This window comes from Microbulbifer bruguierae, assembly GCF_029869925.1.
In the GTDB taxonomy this organism is placed as follows: Bacteria; Pseudomonadota; Gammaproteobacteria; order Pseudomonadales; family Cellvibrionaceae; genus Microbulbifer; species Microbulbifer bruguierae.
In genome coordinates this window covers 3369593-3385526 of sequence record NZ_CP118605.1, presented here as the reverse complement: position 1 = coordinate 3385526, position 15934 = coordinate 3369593, and the positions used below count along the sequence as shown (strand labels likewise).

Annotated in this window: 15 protein-coding genes; 10 read left to right on the top strand and 5 right to left on the bottom strand. The window is 56.9% G+C overall.

Annotated elements, in window-relative coordinates; all coding sequences use genetic code 11:
• Positions 1–541: 541 nt before the first annotated feature.
• The 3 genes from PVT68_RS13995 to PVT68_RS13985 all read left to right on the top strand — a co-directional run bounded on the left by PVT68_RS13995 (position 542) and on the right by PVT68_RS13985 (position 3464).
• A complete protein-coding gene (locus PVT68_RS13995; protein ID WP_280319048.1) occupies positions 542–751 on the top strand; it encodes a cold-shock protein in 210 nt (69 codons plus the stop codon).
• 145 nt (positions 752–896) lie between these two features.
• On the top strand, positions 897–2501 hold the full coding sequence (locus PVT68_RS13990) for an ABC-F family ATPase (protein WP_280319046.1): 1605 nt from the start codon (positions 897–899) through the stop codon (positions 2499–2501).
• A gap of 381 nt (positions 2502–2882) precedes the next feature.
• A complete protein-coding gene (locus tag PVT68_RS13985) occupies positions 2883–3464 on the top strand; it encodes an outer membrane beta-barrel protein (protein ID WP_280319044.1) in 582 nt (193 codons plus the stop codon).
• 86 nt (positions 3465–3550) lie between these two features.
• On the opposite strand, the gene PVT68_RS13980 is transcribed toward PVT68_RS13985, so the two are convergent.
• Both PVT68_RS13980 and PVT68_RS13975 read right to left on the bottom strand, forming a co-directional pair.
• Complete coding sequence (locus PVT68_RS13980) at positions 3551–5179, bottom strand: DUF2235 domain-containing protein (protein ID WP_280319042.1); 1629 nt, start codon at positions 5177–5179, stop codon at positions 3551–3553.
• A 130-nt stretch (positions 5180–5309) separates the two neighbouring features.
• Positions 5310–5726 (bottom strand): VOC family protein, encoded by a 417-nt coding sequence (locus PVT68_RS13975; protein WP_280319041.1) that lies wholly within the window; start codon positions 5724–5726, stop codon positions 5310–5312.
• A 300-nt stretch (positions 5727–6026) separates the two neighbouring features.
• On the opposite strand from PVT68_RS13975, the gene PVT68_RS13970 reads away from it, so the two are divergent.
• Together PVT68_RS13970 and PVT68_RS13965 are read left to right on the top strand one after the other, a co-directional pair.
• Entirely contained in the window at positions 6027–6824 is a 798-nt protein-coding gene (locus PVT68_RS13970; protein ID WP_280319039.1) for an outer membrane protein OmpK, read from the top strand.
• Positions 6825–6877: 53 nt separating this feature from the next.
• Positions 6878–7303: a DUF3574 domain-containing protein gene (locus tag PVT68_RS13965; protein WP_280319037.1), complete on the top strand. Its 426-nt coding sequence runs from the start codon at positions 6878–6880 to the stop codon at positions 7301–7303.
• Between the two features lie 9 nt (positions 7304–7312).
• On the opposite strand, the gene PVT68_RS13960 is transcribed toward PVT68_RS13965, so the two are convergent.
• Positions 7313–8239 carry a LysR family transcriptional regulator gene (locus PVT68_RS13960; protein WP_280319035.1) on the bottom strand — a complete coding sequence of 309 codons (927 nt, stop codon included), beginning with the start codon at positions 8237–8239 and terminating at the stop codon, positions 7313–7315.
• A gap of 228 nt (positions 8240–8467) precedes the next feature.
• Between PVT68_RS13960 and PVT68_RS13955 the strand changes: the two genes are divergently transcribed.
• A complete protein-coding gene (locus tag PVT68_RS13955) occupies positions 8468–9805 on the top strand; it encodes an aspartate aminotransferase family protein (RefSeq protein ID WP_280319033.1) in 1338 nt (445 codons plus the stop codon).
• A gap of 51 nt (positions 9806–9856) precedes the next feature.
• Positions 9857–11350, top strand: a complete 1494-nt coding sequence (locus PVT68_RS13950; protein ID WP_280319030.1) for a CoA-acylating methylmalonate-semialdehyde dehydrogenase — start codon at positions 9857–9859, stop codon at positions 11348–11350.
• A gap of 50 nt (positions 11351–11400) precedes the next feature.
• On the opposite strand, the gene PVT68_RS13945 is transcribed toward PVT68_RS13950, so the two are convergent.
• Positions 11401–12204, bottom strand: a complete 804-nt coding sequence (locus PVT68_RS13945) for a methyltransferase family protein (protein WP_280319029.1) — start codon at positions 12202–12204, stop codon at positions 11401–11403.
• A gap of 158 nt (positions 12205–12362) precedes the next feature.
• On the opposite strand from PVT68_RS13945, the gene PVT68_RS13940 reads away from it, so the two are divergent.
• The 3 genes from PVT68_RS13940 to PVT68_RS13930 all read left to right on the top strand — a co-directional run bounded on the left by PVT68_RS13940 (position 12363) and on the right by PVT68_RS13930 (position 14749).
• Complete coding sequence (locus tag PVT68_RS13940) at positions 12363–13064, top strand: winged helix-turn-helix transcriptional regulator (protein WP_280319027.1); 702 nt, start codon at positions 12363–12365, stop codon at positions 13062–13064.
• A 285-nt stretch (positions 13065–13349) separates the two neighbouring features.
• Positions 13350–14237 carry a tetratricopeptide repeat protein gene (locus PVT68_RS13935; protein WP_280319025.1) on the top strand — a complete coding sequence of 296 codons (888 nt, stop codon included), beginning with the start codon at positions 13350–13352 and terminating at the stop codon, positions 14235–14237.
• 128 nt (positions 14238–14365) lie between these two features.
• Positions 14366–14749, top strand: a complete 384-nt coding sequence (locus tag PVT68_RS13930) for a RidA family protein (protein ID WP_280319024.1) — start codon at positions 14366–14368, stop codon at positions 14747–14749.
• A 113-nt stretch (positions 14750–14862) separates the two neighbouring features.
• Here the strand turns inward: PVT68_RS13930 and PVT68_RS13925 are convergent, their stop codons facing one another.
• Positions 14863–15903 (bottom strand): hypothetical protein, encoded by a 1041-nt coding sequence (locus tag PVT68_RS13925; RefSeq protein WP_280319022.1) that lies wholly within the window; start codon positions 15901–15903, stop codon positions 14863–14865.
• Between the last annotated feature and the right edge of the window lie 31 nt (positions 15904–15934).

Below are 15934 nucleotides of genomic sequence, written 5' to 3'. Positions count from 1 at the left end.
TGCCGCGCCCATGGCGTTACCCCGGCGGGGATACCACTTGAAGGACGAGTGACACAAAAGTCATTAATGGCACAATACCGCTTAAAATTTGTGCAACACTAGTCAAAATGGGACAAGTACCTGCGGTTGCAATTCGGTCACTTGCCCAGGAATTCCCCCAAATTCGGGGGGAATTCAACGATGGAGAGCGGCTGGAGAGAGGAGGAGAAGGGCTGGAGAGAGACTGGAGAATCGCTCGAGAGGGACTTATGGCCGATGGCTGGGTGGAGTCGAACATGTCACGGCGAGCCCGATTCACGCCCGCTTACCGTGGAGAAATGGCGGATTTTCTGGACAATTTGTAGACAGCCCGCGTACTTATCTATAAAGTGGCGCCCTGCTAGAAAGAAAGCCTTACATTTACAATCTACATTTCGCTGTTTTACTCGTAACACCCCGTCCTGCAGTTTTTAAGTCGCGGCTAATTTTCAAAGCACCACCCGCCTACCGAGGTACTTACACCTCGAGGCACTAACCCGATTCAATCTCAGGATTTACCAATATGTCTAATACAGTGAAAGGCACCGTTAAGTGGTTCGACGAAGCAAAAGGTTTTGGCTTTATCGAGCAGCAGTCTGGCCCGGATGTATTCGCACATTTCAGCGCCATCGCCAGCACCGGCTTCCGCACCCTGAACGAAGGCCAAGCCGTTGAGTTCACCGTAACTCAAGGCAAAAAAGGCCCGCAGGCTGAAAATATCGTCGTAGTCTGAAGACTTCGCTGATGTGAAAGCGGGCCCTTAGGGGCCCGTTTTTATTTGGGGCATATCGCCGTATAGTGCGCCCTGCCGCCGATCTCCCTGTGTATGTCTCGGCAAGCATTACCTGTTACCTGTCACACCCTCCTGGAATACGCTCTTGATTACCACCGCCAATATCACCATGCAGTTCGGTGCCCAGCCGCTGTTTGAAAACATCTCCGCGAAGTTCGGCAACGGCAACCGCTACGGTCTGATCGGAGCCAATGGCTGCGGTAAATCCACCTTCATGAAGATCCTGAGCGGTGCACTGGCCCCGACGGCCGGCAATGTCTCTATGGCCCCTGGCTGCACCCTGGGCATTCTGAGCCAGGACCAGTTTGCGTTTGAGGAATACACCGTGGTGGACGCGGTGATCATGGGCGACACGCGCCTGTGGGAGATCAAACAGGAACGCGACCGCATCTACTCCCTGCCGGAAATGAGCGAGGAAGACGGCATGCGGGTGGCGGACCTGGAAGTGCAGTTCGCGGAGATGGATGGTTACAGCGCGGAGAGCCGCGCCGGCGAGATCCTGCTGCAGGCGGGTATCGAGGAATCCTTCCACTTTGGCCTGATGAAACAGGTGGCCCCGGGCTGGAAGCTACGGGTACTGCTGGCACAGGCCTTGTTTGCGGATCCCGACATCCTGCTGCTGGACGAACCCACCAACAACCTGGATATCCACACCATCCACTGGTTGGCGGAAGTGCTGAACCAGCGCAAGTCCACCATGATCATCATTTCCCACGACCGCCACTTCCTGAACCAGGTGTGCACCCATATGGCGGACATCGACTACGGCGAACTGCGCATCTTCCCCGGTAACTACGAAGATTTCGTCGCCGCCTCCACCCTGATTCAGGAACAGCTGCACGCGGAAAACGCCAAGAAGAGCGCGGAGCTGGAAGAGCTGCAGTCGTTCGTCAACCGCTTCTCCGCCAACGCGTCCAAGGCCAAGCAGGCCAGTTCGCGAGCCAAGAAGATGGAAAAGATCAAGCTGGAAGAAATCAAACCCTCCAGCCGGGTGAAGCCCTACATCACCTTCCAGCAGTGCAAAAAACTGCACCGCCAGGCCCTGACCCTGGAAGACCTGTCCCACGGTTTTGACGGAGAAGCCCTGTTCAGCGGTGGCGAGATGCTGCTGGAAGCCGGTGCGCGCCTGGCAGTGATCGGCGAGAACGGTGTGGGCAAGACCACCTTCCTGCGCTGCCTGGTGGATGAGTTGCAGGCCAACAACGGGGTGGTGAAGTGGTCGGAAAATGCCGCCATCGGTTACTGCCCCCAGGACAGCAGCGCAGACTTCGACAACGACCTGACCATCTTCGAGTGGATGTCCCAGTGGCGCCAGCCCAAGCACGATGACCTCACCGTGCGCGGCATGCTCGGACGCCTGCTGTTTACCGCCGACGACGCCAACAAGAAAGCGCGGGTGTGCTCCGGTGGTGAGAAAAACCGCCTGCTGTTCGGCAAACTGATGATGATGGATACCAACGTCCTGATCATGGACGAACCCACCAACCACCTGGATATGGAATCCATTGAGGCACTCAACAAGGCGCTGCTGAAATACGAAGGCACACTGATTTTCGTCAGCCACGACCGCGAGTTTGTCTCTTCACTGGCGACGCGGGTACTGGAGATCAAGGACCAGAAGATGGTCGACTTCCAGGGCACCTACGAAGAGTACCTGGCGCACCGGGAGACCGCGGCGCAGGCGGCCTGACGCACGACAAACAAGTCGCCCACGGACAAAAGGCCGCAAAAGCCCGCGCTGTGCAAAACAGCGCGGGCTTTTTTATACGTCGTTTTTTAATGATCCCAGCATAAATAGAGCGAAGGCGTCGTCTATACGATTTCCTCGATAAAACCTAGTCATTCAAGTACGCGACCACTTACACACCTAATTCCAATCACCGCCACCCTTGCCCCATTACGTTCATATCGTGTTATAAAAGACGCCAAATAGTTGCGACAGGCATCACAAAACCCGTGTGATACCGGGTTTCTGCGAAGCGAACTGCCGGCAGAGGCATTTGCGCAAACCAAAAGGATCTTCGAACCAAACACCGCAAAACCATTAAACACAACACCAAAAGGGATATTTATGCGTATTGTATTGACCGCACTTGCCGCACTTATTCTGTCTGCTTCTGCCTCTGCGTTGGAATACGCTGGCGAGCACAACCAGTTCAGTTTTACCCCCGCGGTAGCCGTCAGCACCGGAAAAGTGGATTTCGATTCCAGTGCGGAGCGCGAATACTGGACCAGCTTTTCCGGTATCGCCGATTTTGACTATTTGCCGCTGGAGCTGGAGTTTCGCTACTCCCTGGCGGACTCCAAGGAAAGATGGCTCGACACCACCGCAGAAGCCAAGTGGAACACCTACGGTGTGGGCGCAAAGCTGGACCTGAGCTGGCGCTGCCAGGCGGCATGTCTCTACCTGATGGCGGGCTATAACTTTTCACAGCTGAATGGGAAAGTTTCTGCCGGAGGGTCGACGGTCACAGATACCGTGAATATGCACTACCCGCACGTGGGCCTGGGTTTTCGCTACCAGTTTACCGAGGACCTGCGCGCTATGATTGAGTGGCAACAGTTCAATATCGGCTATCAGAAATACAGGGACGAAGAGTTTGACCTCGGACACGCTCGTGCGTGGCAGGCCGGTATGGCCTATTTTTTCTAACCGCCAGCGATACAAAAATATTTCAAACTCTTGCACTACGCCCCCAAACGGGGGCGTAGTGCTTTATGGATACGCCACCACGGCAATCAGCCGACAGGGAGTTCTGCTTCTTCCGTCAACTGTGCTTCTGCCTCCACACCCTCACCCACCGTCTGCTTGGTCACCACCTCGACGGTCAGGGTCACGTAATTTCTATTTTCCTCGTAACAGCCCCAGGCGTCGTTGGCATAACAATAAAAATAGCCCGATCTGGTCGGAGTAATCGTCGTCTTCTCGCCAATCCGAAAAAACTGGTGTGACGGCGGCGTACCATCGCGGCCGGTTTCCGCTTCATTGGCGATACAGCCCATAAGGGAAAGCCAATGCGCGTTGCCGTGTCGCCGACTGAGCCAGAAATCGGACTTTTCTTTTTTGGAGAAAAATTTCCACACTTTCTCCGCAACATCCATGGCCGAGCGCAAAATCAATTCCGCTTCCGCACGCTGGAATTTTCCGTCGCGGCTGCCGCCTGGTCCGCAGACCACATTGCCGCTATTCCACATGCCTGTGGCGCTGAAGTGATACTCCTTGTCCTTTTCCAGGTAAATACCCGTCCAGTTCCAGGGGTGCTTGGCATAGATATCCTTCACCGCCTTGCCACCGGAAAATGCCACCTGTGTGCGGTAGGGAAACTGGGGATGACGCGGATCTTCGGCGATGGCTTTTACGAGGTCGGTATACACCTGGCTTGCGTCATCCAGACGGGGAATGGCGCGGGGACGGGACAGCAGCACTTTCATAAAGCCGGTATGGGAGTCGTGTATCTCGCCGGGCACTTTCACGTCCTGCGTGAGCATTTCCTGAAAACCCTTGCGATAGCGCAGTTGCGTGGCCACGCCTTCATCCGGCAGCGCACTGATCTGTTCCACCATCCATTTCAGGGTGAAATCCGCCAGCCGCGAATCCCGGTAGCCGCCGCCGATATCCGCATGTGCCCCGGGAAACCAGACCTGTTTTACCCGCTTGTCGAACGACTTCTGGGATTCGCCATCCCCCTTTTTCCACAGCGTCGGTGTAAAGCTGCTGCGCATCTCATCGATGGCCAGGGCCTGGCGTGCATGACTGACCTTGGGTAACAGGGATACATCGTGAAATTGATAGTCTTTCGGGTTATCGAAAATATTCGCGATCACCTTGTCATCGGGCACTCCCAGTGCACCAACCGTGTCCCACACACCGATAAAGTGAATCGAGCTATCCGACTTTTCATGGAAGGTAATCTGGTGAACATCTTCCAGCTCTTTGCGCGTCAGGTTTCTGCGATAACCCTCTTCGTAGATATCGTGAATGATCTCGGCGCGCGCGATGGCGTCAGCATCTTCTGGAAAGTGGGCAAAGCCATATTTACAGATCATGCCAGCCAAACTGCGCGCACAGAAGGCGCCGCGACTGAAACCGAACAGGTAAATGCGATCTTCAGGTTTGTACTTGTCACACAACCAGTAGTAGCAATCCATGATGTCGGTGCTGATGCCGATACCAAAAATCCCACCCAGAGCTTTGTCTACGGTACCAGCGGTACCCACGCCGGCCTGGTAGCGGGTTTGCTGCTCCTTCTCATTGTGGTCTTCGAGTGCGTTGAAAAGTTTGCGGACATTGGTCAGGGCAAGAACGCCCTCGTCCTTATTATTGGAATCATTCCATGTGCCGTCGCAGCACACGATAAGGTTGGCCATGTGTTGAACTCCCTTTCCGTGGTATTGGCAAATTGTTATTAGCAAATTGTGCTTTTATTCCTCCAGCGCTCTCCCTGCGGCAAATACCGCGCGCTGCACACAACCCGTTATTTAAACACCAATTTACGAATTATTTGAACATCAATTGCGGGTTCACCATCGATTTCATTTCCAGCACATTGCCGTTGGGATCCTGAATAAAAAACGTTTCCTGCTCATATTCGCTGCCGACAAATCGGCGGTAGGGTTTATCCAGGTATTCGAGGCCCGCGGCTTCGATACGAGTCTTCAACGCCTGGAATTCCTCATTGGGTAAATGCGCGCCAAAATGCGGCACCGCCACCGCGCCCATATCCACATCGTGGCGCACATTGGGCAGCTGCTCCTCGCTCTGGTGCAGGGTGAGTTCGTTGCCCCAGAAATCGATATCCACCCAGTGCCCCGCTTCGCTATTGCCGGTTTTACAGCCGAGCACATCGCAATAGAACGCCTTGGCTTTTTCCAGGTCGCCGGCAGGGATAGCGAGGTGCATGCAATTGGATTTCATGAGTACTCCGGCGGGCCCCTGAATACGCTGCGCCGACTGGTCGGGGTACCAGTGACACCTTCTCTGATCACATTTTGTACAGATTCATTTAGCAGGTTAGCAAACAGACTCAGGGAAAGGCTCGGCGTGGGGGCCGCGGGGAGACCGCAACCTGACCGGCAGGCCGCGGCCAGGCTTGGCATTCCGCAACGGTTTCCGGTAAATTGCGCGCTCATTTTTTGACCAGTTAGTGACTCATAAGTCCCTGACAGCGTTATCAAACTGCGGGACGGACTCTGCCAGCTGAATCTGAGGTATCCAATGAAGCTGACCAAGTCCCTGCTCCTGCTGACCACAGGCCTGCTCTCCGCGCCCCTGTCCTTCACTGCCTGCGCGGAAACCTTGTGGAGCGATAACAGTCTGACGGCGTTGCATGGCAAGGACTACAAGGTCAACTACAGCCTCGGCAGCGACGACAGCACCCGCAATGTACTGACCTTCGAGCACGTCAGCGGCCACAGCTGGGGCGACTTCTTTATGTTCGCGGACTACCTGCGCTCCGATACCGGCGCCGACGAGCTCTACACCGAACTGTCTCCGCGCCTGAGTCTCGGCAAGCTGGGCAACCGCGAACTGGCGTTCGGGCCGGTAACAGATGTGTTGCTGGCAGGTCAGTTGGAACTGGGACGTGCGGATGACCCGGATCACCTGCTGGCTACCGGGCCGGAGTTTGCCAATACGCTCGCCGGGGTGGGATTCGATCTGGCGGTACCGGGCTTTGCGTATTTTCAGGCCAACGTCTACCACCGCAACAACGAGGCCAAGGCGGACAATGAACAGCTGACCCTGGCCTGGGGACTACCGTTTACCCTCAGCAGCGAAGCCTTTCTCTACGACGGCTTCCTCGACTGGGCCAGCGCCTCGCGGGACGTACATCCGAGTATGAACTTCACTTCTCAACTCAAGTGGGATATCGGCGCGCGGGCGGGCAATCCGAAAAAGCTCTACGCAGGACTGGAATACGTGCACTGGAATAACAAGTTCGGCATTGAGGACGGGACCTTTGGCGTCGACTCGAATGAGCGTAACGTAAATCTCCTGCTGAAATATCATTTCTGATCGGCGCAATTCTTTATAATCCCCCGCCGAAAAAAATACACGGGGAGAACCTCTTGTTACAACTGCGCCGACTGATTTCTATTGCCGGGTACGTACTTACCGGGTGCCTGCTTGCCGCCTGCGCCAGCCCCGCTTACCTGGACTGCCAGCCGGGAGAAACGCCTCAGATCCGGGACCTGCTGTACTTCGGGACGCAAAAGGAAGGGGGCTTTGTCACCGACCATGAGTGGTCTTCATTTATGGAATCCGTGATCACGCCGCGATTTCCCGAAGGACTGACGGTGGTGAAAGGATCGGGTCAGTGGCTGGCACAAAACGGCGAGGTCATCCGCGAACCGAGCCATATCCTGTCCCTGATTTATTCCCACACTCGCGACAGGGATGCGGAGGTTGCAGAGATCATCCAGACCTACAAGCGGCAATTCGATCAGGAAGCCGTATTGAGGGTCAGAAGCCGGGCCTGTGTGTCGTTCCCCTGACAATATCCCTCATTCGCGATGCGCCGATCCAAGACAGTCCCACAAGGTTTTCAAAATTCTCGAAGGCTTCGGTGACAGTCTCTGGATCGCCACAAAATCACACTCGTAGTGATAGCGCTGCGGGCAGAGTGCGCGGATTTCACCTTTCTTTAAAAACGTCTCCGCGTAGTGGTCCGGCAGGTAACCGATATAGCGGCCGGACTGCAGGCAGTGGACGATGGCCTCCTGGTCGTTGACGGTGATCGCGCGCTCGAGGCCGAGACGGTTGCCCACTTCCATGTTCGGCGAGTGGTAGCCGAGGCCGGCGTATTTGCTCGCGCGGACGGCGTCGTCATCGATCGAGATATCCGCGGTGCCGAACAGCGGGTGGCGGTAGCCGCAGTAGAGATACATCTGCTCGTAGAACAGGTGCCGGTATTCGAGACTCGGGGAGCTGCGGTGGGCGGGGATCACCCCCAGCTGGAAGCGCCCCTCCATTACCCCGCGCTCGATTTCATTGATCGGCTCGATATGAATATCCAGGCTCACTTCCGGTGCCATATCGTCAAACTGGCGCAAAGCCTCGCCGATACGGGCGGCCGGGTTGGTCACCATCTTGTCGAACAGGGCAATGGCGATATGGCCGGTCATACGCTTGTGTACGTCCGCCACCTCGCCGCGAAAGGTGTCCAGGGAGGCCAGCAACCGCAGGGTGGCCTGGTAGATCTGGCGCCCCTCGCGGGTGAGGGCAAAACCGCCGCGGCCGCGCTGGCACAGGGTGACCCCCAGGCGCACTTCCAGGTCCTTGATATGGCGGCTGATGGTGGAGCGGCCCACATTCAGCTCCAGCTCCGCCGCGGAAAAGCCCCCCGCCTCTGCCACCGCACGGAATACCCGCAGCAGTCGCAGGTCGATATCGCTCAGTTGGCCGAGCAGAGTGGTTTGTGTTCTAGCCATGAGATTGTCTCGTCAAGTACCACTTTCGTAGGAGCCTGCCTACAGGCGAACGGGAAGCGTGCCGCTATGCGGCGGTTCGCCTGCAGGCAGGCTCCTACGAGAGGATCACGATCAGTTTCACACTCATGAAACTAAACATCGATAAATAGAAATTCATGAAACATTAAAGCTCATCTACATTTAGCGCAACTCGATAGTCAATGCCGCCATACGGACCGGAGAATAAGAATGAGCGATAAGTTTGCCGGGCTGAACCAGTCACAACTGGATGCCTACTGGATGCCCTACACGGGTAACCGTCAGTTCAAGAAGGATCCGCGGATCATCACCGGGGCGGAGGGCTGCTACTACACCAGCGCCGATGGCCGCCGTATCTTCGATGGTCTTTCCGGGCTCTGGACCTGCGGTGCGGGCCACAACCGTGTGGAGATTGCCGATGCGGTCAGCGCGCAGCTGCGTACTCTGGACTACGCGCCGGCATTCCAGTTCGGCCACCCCAAAGCGTTTGAGCTGGCGGAGCGCATTACCCAGTTCATGCCGGAAGGCCTGAACCGGGTGTTCTTCACCGGCTCCGGTTCCGAATCCGCAGAGACATCCCTGAAGATTGCCCGCGCCTATTGGCGCAAGAAGGGTTTCGCCAGCAAGACCAAACTGATCGGCCGCGCCAAGGGTTACCACGGGGTGAACTTCGGCGGCATCAGTGTTGGCGGTATCGGTGCCAACCGCGCGCTGTACGGCACCGCGGTGGATGCCGACCACCTGCCACACACCGTGCTGCCGCAGAACAAATTCTGCAAAGGCATGCCGGAGGAAGGCGCGCATCTGGCGGACGAGCTACTGGAAATGATCGCGCTGCACGACGCTTCCAATATCGCCGCGGTGATCGTCGAGCCGATGGCCGGTTCCGCCGGGGTACTGCCGCCGCCGGTGGGCTACCTGCAGCGTCTGCGCGAGATCTGCGATCAGCACAACATCCTGCTGATCTTCGACGAGGTGATCACCGCCTTCGGCCGCATGGGTGCCGCTACCGGTGCCGAGGCCTTCGGTGTGACGCCGGATATTCTCAACGTGGCCAAGCAGCTCACCAATGGTGCCGTGCCCATGGGCGCAGTGATCGCCAAGCAGGAAATCTACGACACCTTTATGGAACACGGTGGCCTCGATTACCTGCTGGAACTGCCCCACGGCTATACCTATTCCGCGCACCCGGTGGCCTGCGCCGCGGCGCTGGCGTCGCTGGATATTCTGGAAAGCGAAAACCTGTTTGCACGCGCCGCGGAACTGGCGGTGGTACTGGAAGAGCGCGTGCATCAACTCAAGGGTTCTCCCCTGATCTCCGACATCCGCAACTGCGGAGTGGCCGCAGGCCTCACCATCGAGGCCGCCCCGGGAGAACCGCTGCTGCGCCCGTACCAGATTGCAATGAAGATGTGGGAAAAAGGTTTCTACGTGCGCTACGGCGGCGACACTGTCCAGCTGGGGCTGCCATTTGTTGCGCAGCCGGAAGAGGTGGACACGCTGGTGAGCGCACTGGGCGACTCCATAGGAGAAGTCGCTGCAGGCTGATTGTGTCAGTGAAACCAGAAAAATAGTTACCGAATTAAGTAGAGGAAAACCATGAACACTGTCGGGCATTTTATTAACGGCCAGGTTATCGAAACCGCCGAGCGCACCCAGGACGTATTCAACCCGGCCACCGGTGAAATCAGCAAGCAGGTTGCCATTGCCGCAAAAAATACCGTGGAAGAAGCCATCGCCGCGGCCCAGGTTGCCTACCCGGAATGGCGCAATACGCCACCAGCCAAGCGCGCCAAGGTGATGTTCAAATTCAAGCATCTACTGGAAGAGAACGCCGACAAGATCTGTGCACTGATCGGCGAGGAACACGGCAAGATTCCTCACGACGCCATGGGCGAGTTAACCCGCGGCATCGAGAATGTGGAATTCGCCTGCAGCGCCCCGCAGATGCTGAAGGGGGAACACAGCCGCAACGTAGGTCCGAATATCGATTCCTGGAGCGAGATGCAGCCACTGGGCGTGGTGGCCGGCATCACCCCGTTCAACTTCCCGGCGATGGTACCGCTGTGGATGTTCCCGCTGGCCATCGTGTGCGGTAATACCTTCGTACTGAAACCTTCCGAGCGCGATCCTTCCTGCGCCCTGTTACTGGCACAGCTGATGCAGGAAGCCGGCCTGCCGGACGGTGTACTGAATGTGGTGAACGGCGATAAAGTCGCTGTGGATACCCTGCTGACCGCCCCGGATGTGAAGGCGGTCAGTTTTGTCGGCTCCACCCCGATCGCCGAATACGTCTATGCCACCGCCACTGCCCACGGCAAGCGCTGCCAGGCGCTGGGCGGCGCCAAAAACCACGCAATCATCATGCCCGATGCGGACATGGACAACGCCGTAGCCGCCCTCACCGGTGCCGCCTTCGGCTCCTCCGGCGAACGCTGCATGGCGCTGTCGGTTGCCGTATGCGTGGGCGACGAGGCTGCTGACACCTTTATCGAAAAAATGTCCGGCGCCATGCAAAGTTTGAAAGTAGGTGCCTACACCGACAGCAGCAATGATTTCGGACCGGTGATTACTGAGGCCCACAAACAAAAAGTAAACGGCTATATCAGCAGTGCCGAACAACAGGGCGCAACCATTGTGGTGGACGGCCGCAATCCCGACGTGGCCGGATTCGAGAACGGCTTTTACGTCGGCGGCACCCTGATCGACAAGGTACAGCCGGGAATGACCTGCTATGAAGAGGAAATCTTCGGCCCGGTACTGCTGGTAGTGCGCGCGGAATCCATGGAGCAGGCAATGCAGATGATCAATGAGCACGAGTACGGCAACGGCACCTGCATCTTCACCCGCGACGGCGAAGCGGCGCGTTACTTCAGCGACAACATCCTAGTAGGCATGGTCGGCATCAACGTACCACTGCCGGTGCCGGTGGCCTACCACAGCTTCGGCGGCTGGAAGCGCTCCCTGTTCGGCAGCCTCGGCACCTACGGCCCGGACGGTGTGCGCTTCTACACCAACCGCAAAACCATCACCCAGCGCTGGCCGTCCAGCGGTGTGCGTGAAGGTGCACAGTTCTCCTTCCCGAGCCACTGATCAAATAAAAAAACCGGCGCTTGCGCCGGTTTTTTTATGCCCCACACCAATTATCCGGCGACCTTGCGCCCGAACTTTGGCAGCAACCGGCCCACCTGCTGACAGTATTCGCCGTACTGCTCGCCCAGGGTACGACGCAGGGCGCGCTCCTCGAAAATCAACCCGATAAATACGTAAGCGGTCAGTGCGAACGCCATCACCAGTTTTTCCACGGTCATCACCGGCAGACTCCAGATACCGATCAGCATCCCGGTCATGATCGGGTGGCGGATATAGCGATAGAGACCACGCTGCACAAATTTCGGCGCCGTGAGCGGCTGCTGCCGCAGGAACTGCCAAGCCTGGCGCAAGCCAAACAGCTCGAAGTGGTCGATAGTGAAGGTCGCAGCAAACAGAATGCCCCAGCCGAGCGCGAACACGGCCAGCAGCAATCCGGACAATGCGCCTTCGCTCGCCCACACTACCGCGGGCATCGGCGACCAGAAATACAGCATGGGAAGCAAGTAAACGCCGGTCGCCAGAACATAGCTACTGCGCACCGTCGCCGCCGGAAAGTGGCGGCTGTACCAGTTTTTGAATCGCGGCCGTGCCATTGACGTATGCTTGTAGCCAAAACCCACTACCCACAGGGCATTCCACAGTAATGCTGCCAATGGGCTGTCGAACGCCGGCCCCTGCGCAATGACCGGCAGCCCGGCGGGCAATACACCGCCCATCCACAGGATCAGTGCCAAAAGCGCCGAAGTACCAATGGCATAGGAAACCACGCTATAGGTCATAACCAGTAATCGGGTCGCTAGAGGGTCATGCCCGCTTGCTGTTGTTTGCCGGTTCTCACTCAATTCCATTGACATGTTTTTCTCCCTGATTTTTTCGGTTGTTGAATTGCCAATTGCGAACGGCGCGTATTCTGGCAAAACAAAGTTTGGCCACCTAGTGCAGGATCTGTAGTATTCCACTACAGATTATGTAGCTGCCGTATCACCGATAAATTCCTTATTGAGGAACCAATATGAAGTACGGCCTGTTTTGCCCCGTTGCCAAGGCTGCGGAACTCCTCTGCGAGCGATGGACACTGCTGATCCTACGCGAACTTTTGCACGGCACCAGCAAATACAGTGAACTCCAGCGCGGACTGTCACGAATATCACCCACCTTGCTCTCCAAACGCCTGCGGGAACTGGAACAGGCCGAGCTGCTATACCGTCAAAGAATTGCTGGCGGCAAGGGGTACGAATATTTCCTGACCGAATCCGGTCGCGCTGTGGGACCATTGGTGGTCATGCTGGGTCACTGGGGACTCCACTGGTACCGCTCGCAGATCACCGATGACGAGCTGGATCCGGAATTGCTGCTGTGGGATATCCAGCGGCGCCTCGATGACAGTTACTTCCCTGGTGGCAGGGCGGTGCTTAAATTCCAATTCAACGATGTTCCGGCCTACCCAAACTGGTGGCTGATGGCAAATGGTGCAGAGCGCGACCTGTGCCACGCAGATCCGGGTCGGGACGTCAACGTCTACTTCAGTGGTTCTGCACGCACGCTGATCGAAGTGTGGGGTGGCGCGCTGCCGCTGGAGGATGCGCGGAATAACCGCAACTTCAAGATTGTTGGCGATCGCCAGCTGGTGGAGACGTTGCCGCGCTGGTTCCTGCTCAGTTCACTGGCGACCACCCCTTCCGCACTGCGTCCGCATACCGCCATCACCCAGTGACACCCCGGCACCCAAAGATTCATTGATACTCATTGACGCCCGCCCTTGCGGCGGGCGTTTTTTGAATAATGGCACTGATTTACTCGCCGCCCGCCACTTTGCAACTCCCAAAAGCGAACCGGTCACCGGCCCCCAAAATCGCTTCGCCGCGACACCTCACTCTGACTGGCGGCCCTCCGCATCGGCCCGCTCCTTCCGCCGATGGATTCAGTGCTTTCACCGATTACGCACATCCATAGAAATATTTTCGTGCATCCATATCGCTATCAACAGGAGGAATTTTCAATGCGATGGATAGCACTTTTAATCACACTTTTTCAGTTTGGCTGCACCGGTATCCCGGGTGGCACTGGCCGTTCACTGGTGGAAGTCGATACGGCCGCGCTGTTAACGTCAAACGCAGAAGCCGGGACAAACACGACAACGGCGCGACACGCTCCGGCACTGCTGGCCGTCAGTCCGGAAATGCGCGCCTTTGTGGACACCATTGAACCAGCGCTCAGCCCCAACCGGCGTTTTCATCTTATCCTGCGCGCCCTGCGGCAGGACGGCTTCCTGCTGGATTACGACCTGCACACCACCACCACCGCCGCCGAAGCCTTTGCACTACGTCAGGGAAACTGCATTTCGTTTTCTGCGCTGATCGTGGCACTTGCACGCGAGGTGGGACTCCAGGCGCACTTTAATCTGGTGGAGGCACCTCTCGGGCGCAGCCGGGTGTCCGGAGGCAACGGCGGCACTCTGGTGAAAAACGTCCTGCACATCAATGCGGAGGTGACCTACGGATGGTACAAACAAATTATCGAATTGAATTTCGAGCCGCCGACCCGCTACGCCCACAAGCAACTCAGCGATACCCGGGTACAAGCCCTTTATCTCAACAACCGCGCACTGGAACTTTCCCAGGTACAAAGTCTTGAGAAAGCCCTGACACTAACCCAGGAAGCGCTATCTATCGAACCGAAATTGAGCCTGCTGTGGAATACCCTCGGTTATATCTACCGCCTGAACGGCGATCTGGAACTGGCAGAGATGAGTTATACACAAGCGCTGAATCTGGAAGCGAACAACACAGCGGCGAAAAAGAACCTGCGCAATGTTTACGAATTGTTAAGCCGGCAGGCGCTGAGCCAGGATGCAAACGACAGGGGAGCGCAAGGTCAGGGATCCTGAGACTCGGAAGAGATATAGAAATAGAGAGACTGCGAGGCTTCGAGAATGGAACTAGGAGAGTTCCCGTTTCCTGTGGCATCATCCCCGCCCCGACCCACTTTCGGGTCTTAATCTCAAGGAGGACCTCCGTGACCAGAAAACTGATTTCCAGCGGTTCGGAATTCGAAAGCAAGATTGGCTATTCCCGCGCAGTGGTAGACGGCGACTACGTGTTTGTATCCGGCACCACCGGCTTCAATTACGCCAGCAACAGCATCAGCGAGAATGTGGCCGAACAGGCCGATCAGTGTTTTGTGAATATTGAAAATGCGCTGAAAGAAGCCGGATCATCCATCGCCGAGATTGTCCGCATGACCTATATTCTCCCCAACCGCGATGACTTCGAGCCCTGCTGGCCAGTATTGCAAAAATGGCTGGGCGAGGTGCGCCCGGCGGCCACCGTATTTGAAGCGCGCCTGCTCGACGACGCGATGAAAATCGAAATTCAGGTTACCGCGCGACTCTCTAAGTGAGGCTCTCCAAGTGAGTCTCGCCAAGTGAGCCGCTGACAGCACGTTTTCAGCAGGCTGTTGAAACCATTTTCACAGCCTGCCAAAAACCAACAGTGCTTTTGATAATCAGCATCTCAGATAATCGGCGCACTGAAACCGAACGCCAGTGTCAGGCTGCGCGCCTTCTCCCAATCCCGGTTGTCAGACCCCAGCTGCAAATGCCAGAAACCGCGGTCGTCTTTCAACTGCAGCAGCCACTGACCATCTTCCACTTCATAGCCCAGGTAGGGATTTCCCGGCACGTCACCCCAGCGCATCCCCGGACGGTAGCGCAGATCACCACTGAAATACTCGACATCCACCTTTACATCAGCGCCACCAGCAATATGCTCGGTGTAGCTTACCAGGCCGTACCTCGGCATCTCCTGCTGAAAGTCTTCCAGCAGGCGTTTGCCGGAAAACAGCGGATTCAGCTGCACTTCCCCCGCCACGTCCCGGTCTATGGTATCGAAGGCACCATAGGTATGCGGTGCCTGTTCCCAGCGGATGGCACTGTACAGGTCCTGCACTTCCAGCATGAGCGAACGCCGCGCGCCGCTATAACCAACGCTTACATCCAGCGCCAGCCCGTCACCTTCCGGTTGTTCAAACTGGTGCGCCAGCAACAGATCCTCGCTGTAGCGGTAATCCAATGCGGCGGTGCCAGAGAAAAAGCCATTTTCATTTCCGAGCTCGCCCGCCAGTGATCCGTCCTGGAAATCGCTGGCACTCAATAGCGAGAGATCCGTCTGCAGAAAATAACCGGACTCCCAACGCCAGCGCCGCTGTAACTTGAGGCCCTGGGCGCGCAACTGGGAGATCTCGAGCCGTACGGGAACCGCCCCTTCCGGCGCCGGCAGATTGTTTTCGTCCCGGTAATAAAGATCCGTGGTGGCGTTGTTGTAGCGCAGTTGGTAATCAAAGCGCTGGGTATAGGCTACCCCCCAGTCCCGATACCAGATACCCAGGTCCAGGCGATTGCGCGTCCAGGTACTGTCTCCGTCACCCGGTGGCTGTTGCCATTCATCGGCAAATTCCTTGATCGGCAAGGCTTCACTCACGGTGCGTGAAGAAAATGCCAAGTACACCCGGTTGTTGTTTTTATAGGCTTCAAGTGCGACTGACTGCTGCGGCACATTCACAAGTGCCAGAAACAGAAAAGGCCAC

Bases quoted from the DNA above. Each gene is read 5' to 3' on its own strand.
- PVT68_RS13995 (WP_280319048.1), top strand. From the start codon at position 542: ATGTCTAATACAGTGAAAGGCACCGTTAAGTGGTTCGACGAAGCAAAA.
- PVT68_RS13985 (WP_280319044.1), top strand. From the start codon at position 2,883: ATGCGTATTGTATTGACCGCACTTGCCGCACTTATTCTGTCTGCTTCT.
- PVT68_RS13980 (WP_280319042.1), bottom strand. From the start codon at position 5,179: ATGGCCAACCTTATCGTGTGCTGCGACGGCACATGGAATGATTCCAAT.
- PVT68_RS13975 (WP_280319041.1), bottom strand. From the start codon at position 5,726: ATGAAATCCAATTGCATGCACCTCGCTATCCCTGCCGGCGACCTGGAA.
- PVT68_RS13970 (WP_280319039.1), top strand. From the start codon at position 6,027: ATGAAGCTGACCAAGTCCCTGCTCCTGCTGACCACAGGCCTGCTCTCC.
- PVT68_RS13960 (WP_280319035.1), bottom strand. From the start codon at position 8,239: ATGGCTAGAACACAAACCACTCTGCTCGGCCAACTGAGCGATATCGAC.
- PVT68_RS13955 (WP_280319033.1), top strand. From the start codon at position 8,468: ATGAGCGATAAGTTTGCCGGGCTGAACCAGTCACAACTGGATGCCTAC.
- PVT68_RS13950 (WP_280319030.1), top strand. From the start codon at position 9,857: ATGAACACTGTCGGGCATTTTATTAACGGCCAGGTTATCGAAACCGCC.
- PVT68_RS13945 (WP_280319029.1), bottom strand. From the start codon at position 12,204: ATGTCAATGGAATTGAGTGAGAACCGGCAAACAACAGCAAGCGGGCAT.
- PVT68_RS13940 (WP_280319027.1), top strand. From the start codon at position 12,363: ATGAAGTACGGCCTGTTTTGCCCCGTTGCCAAGGCTGCGGAACTCCTC.
- PVT68_RS13935 (WP_280319025.1), top strand. From the start codon at position 13,350: ATGCGATGGATAGCACTTTTAATCACACTTTTTCAGTTTGGCTGCACC.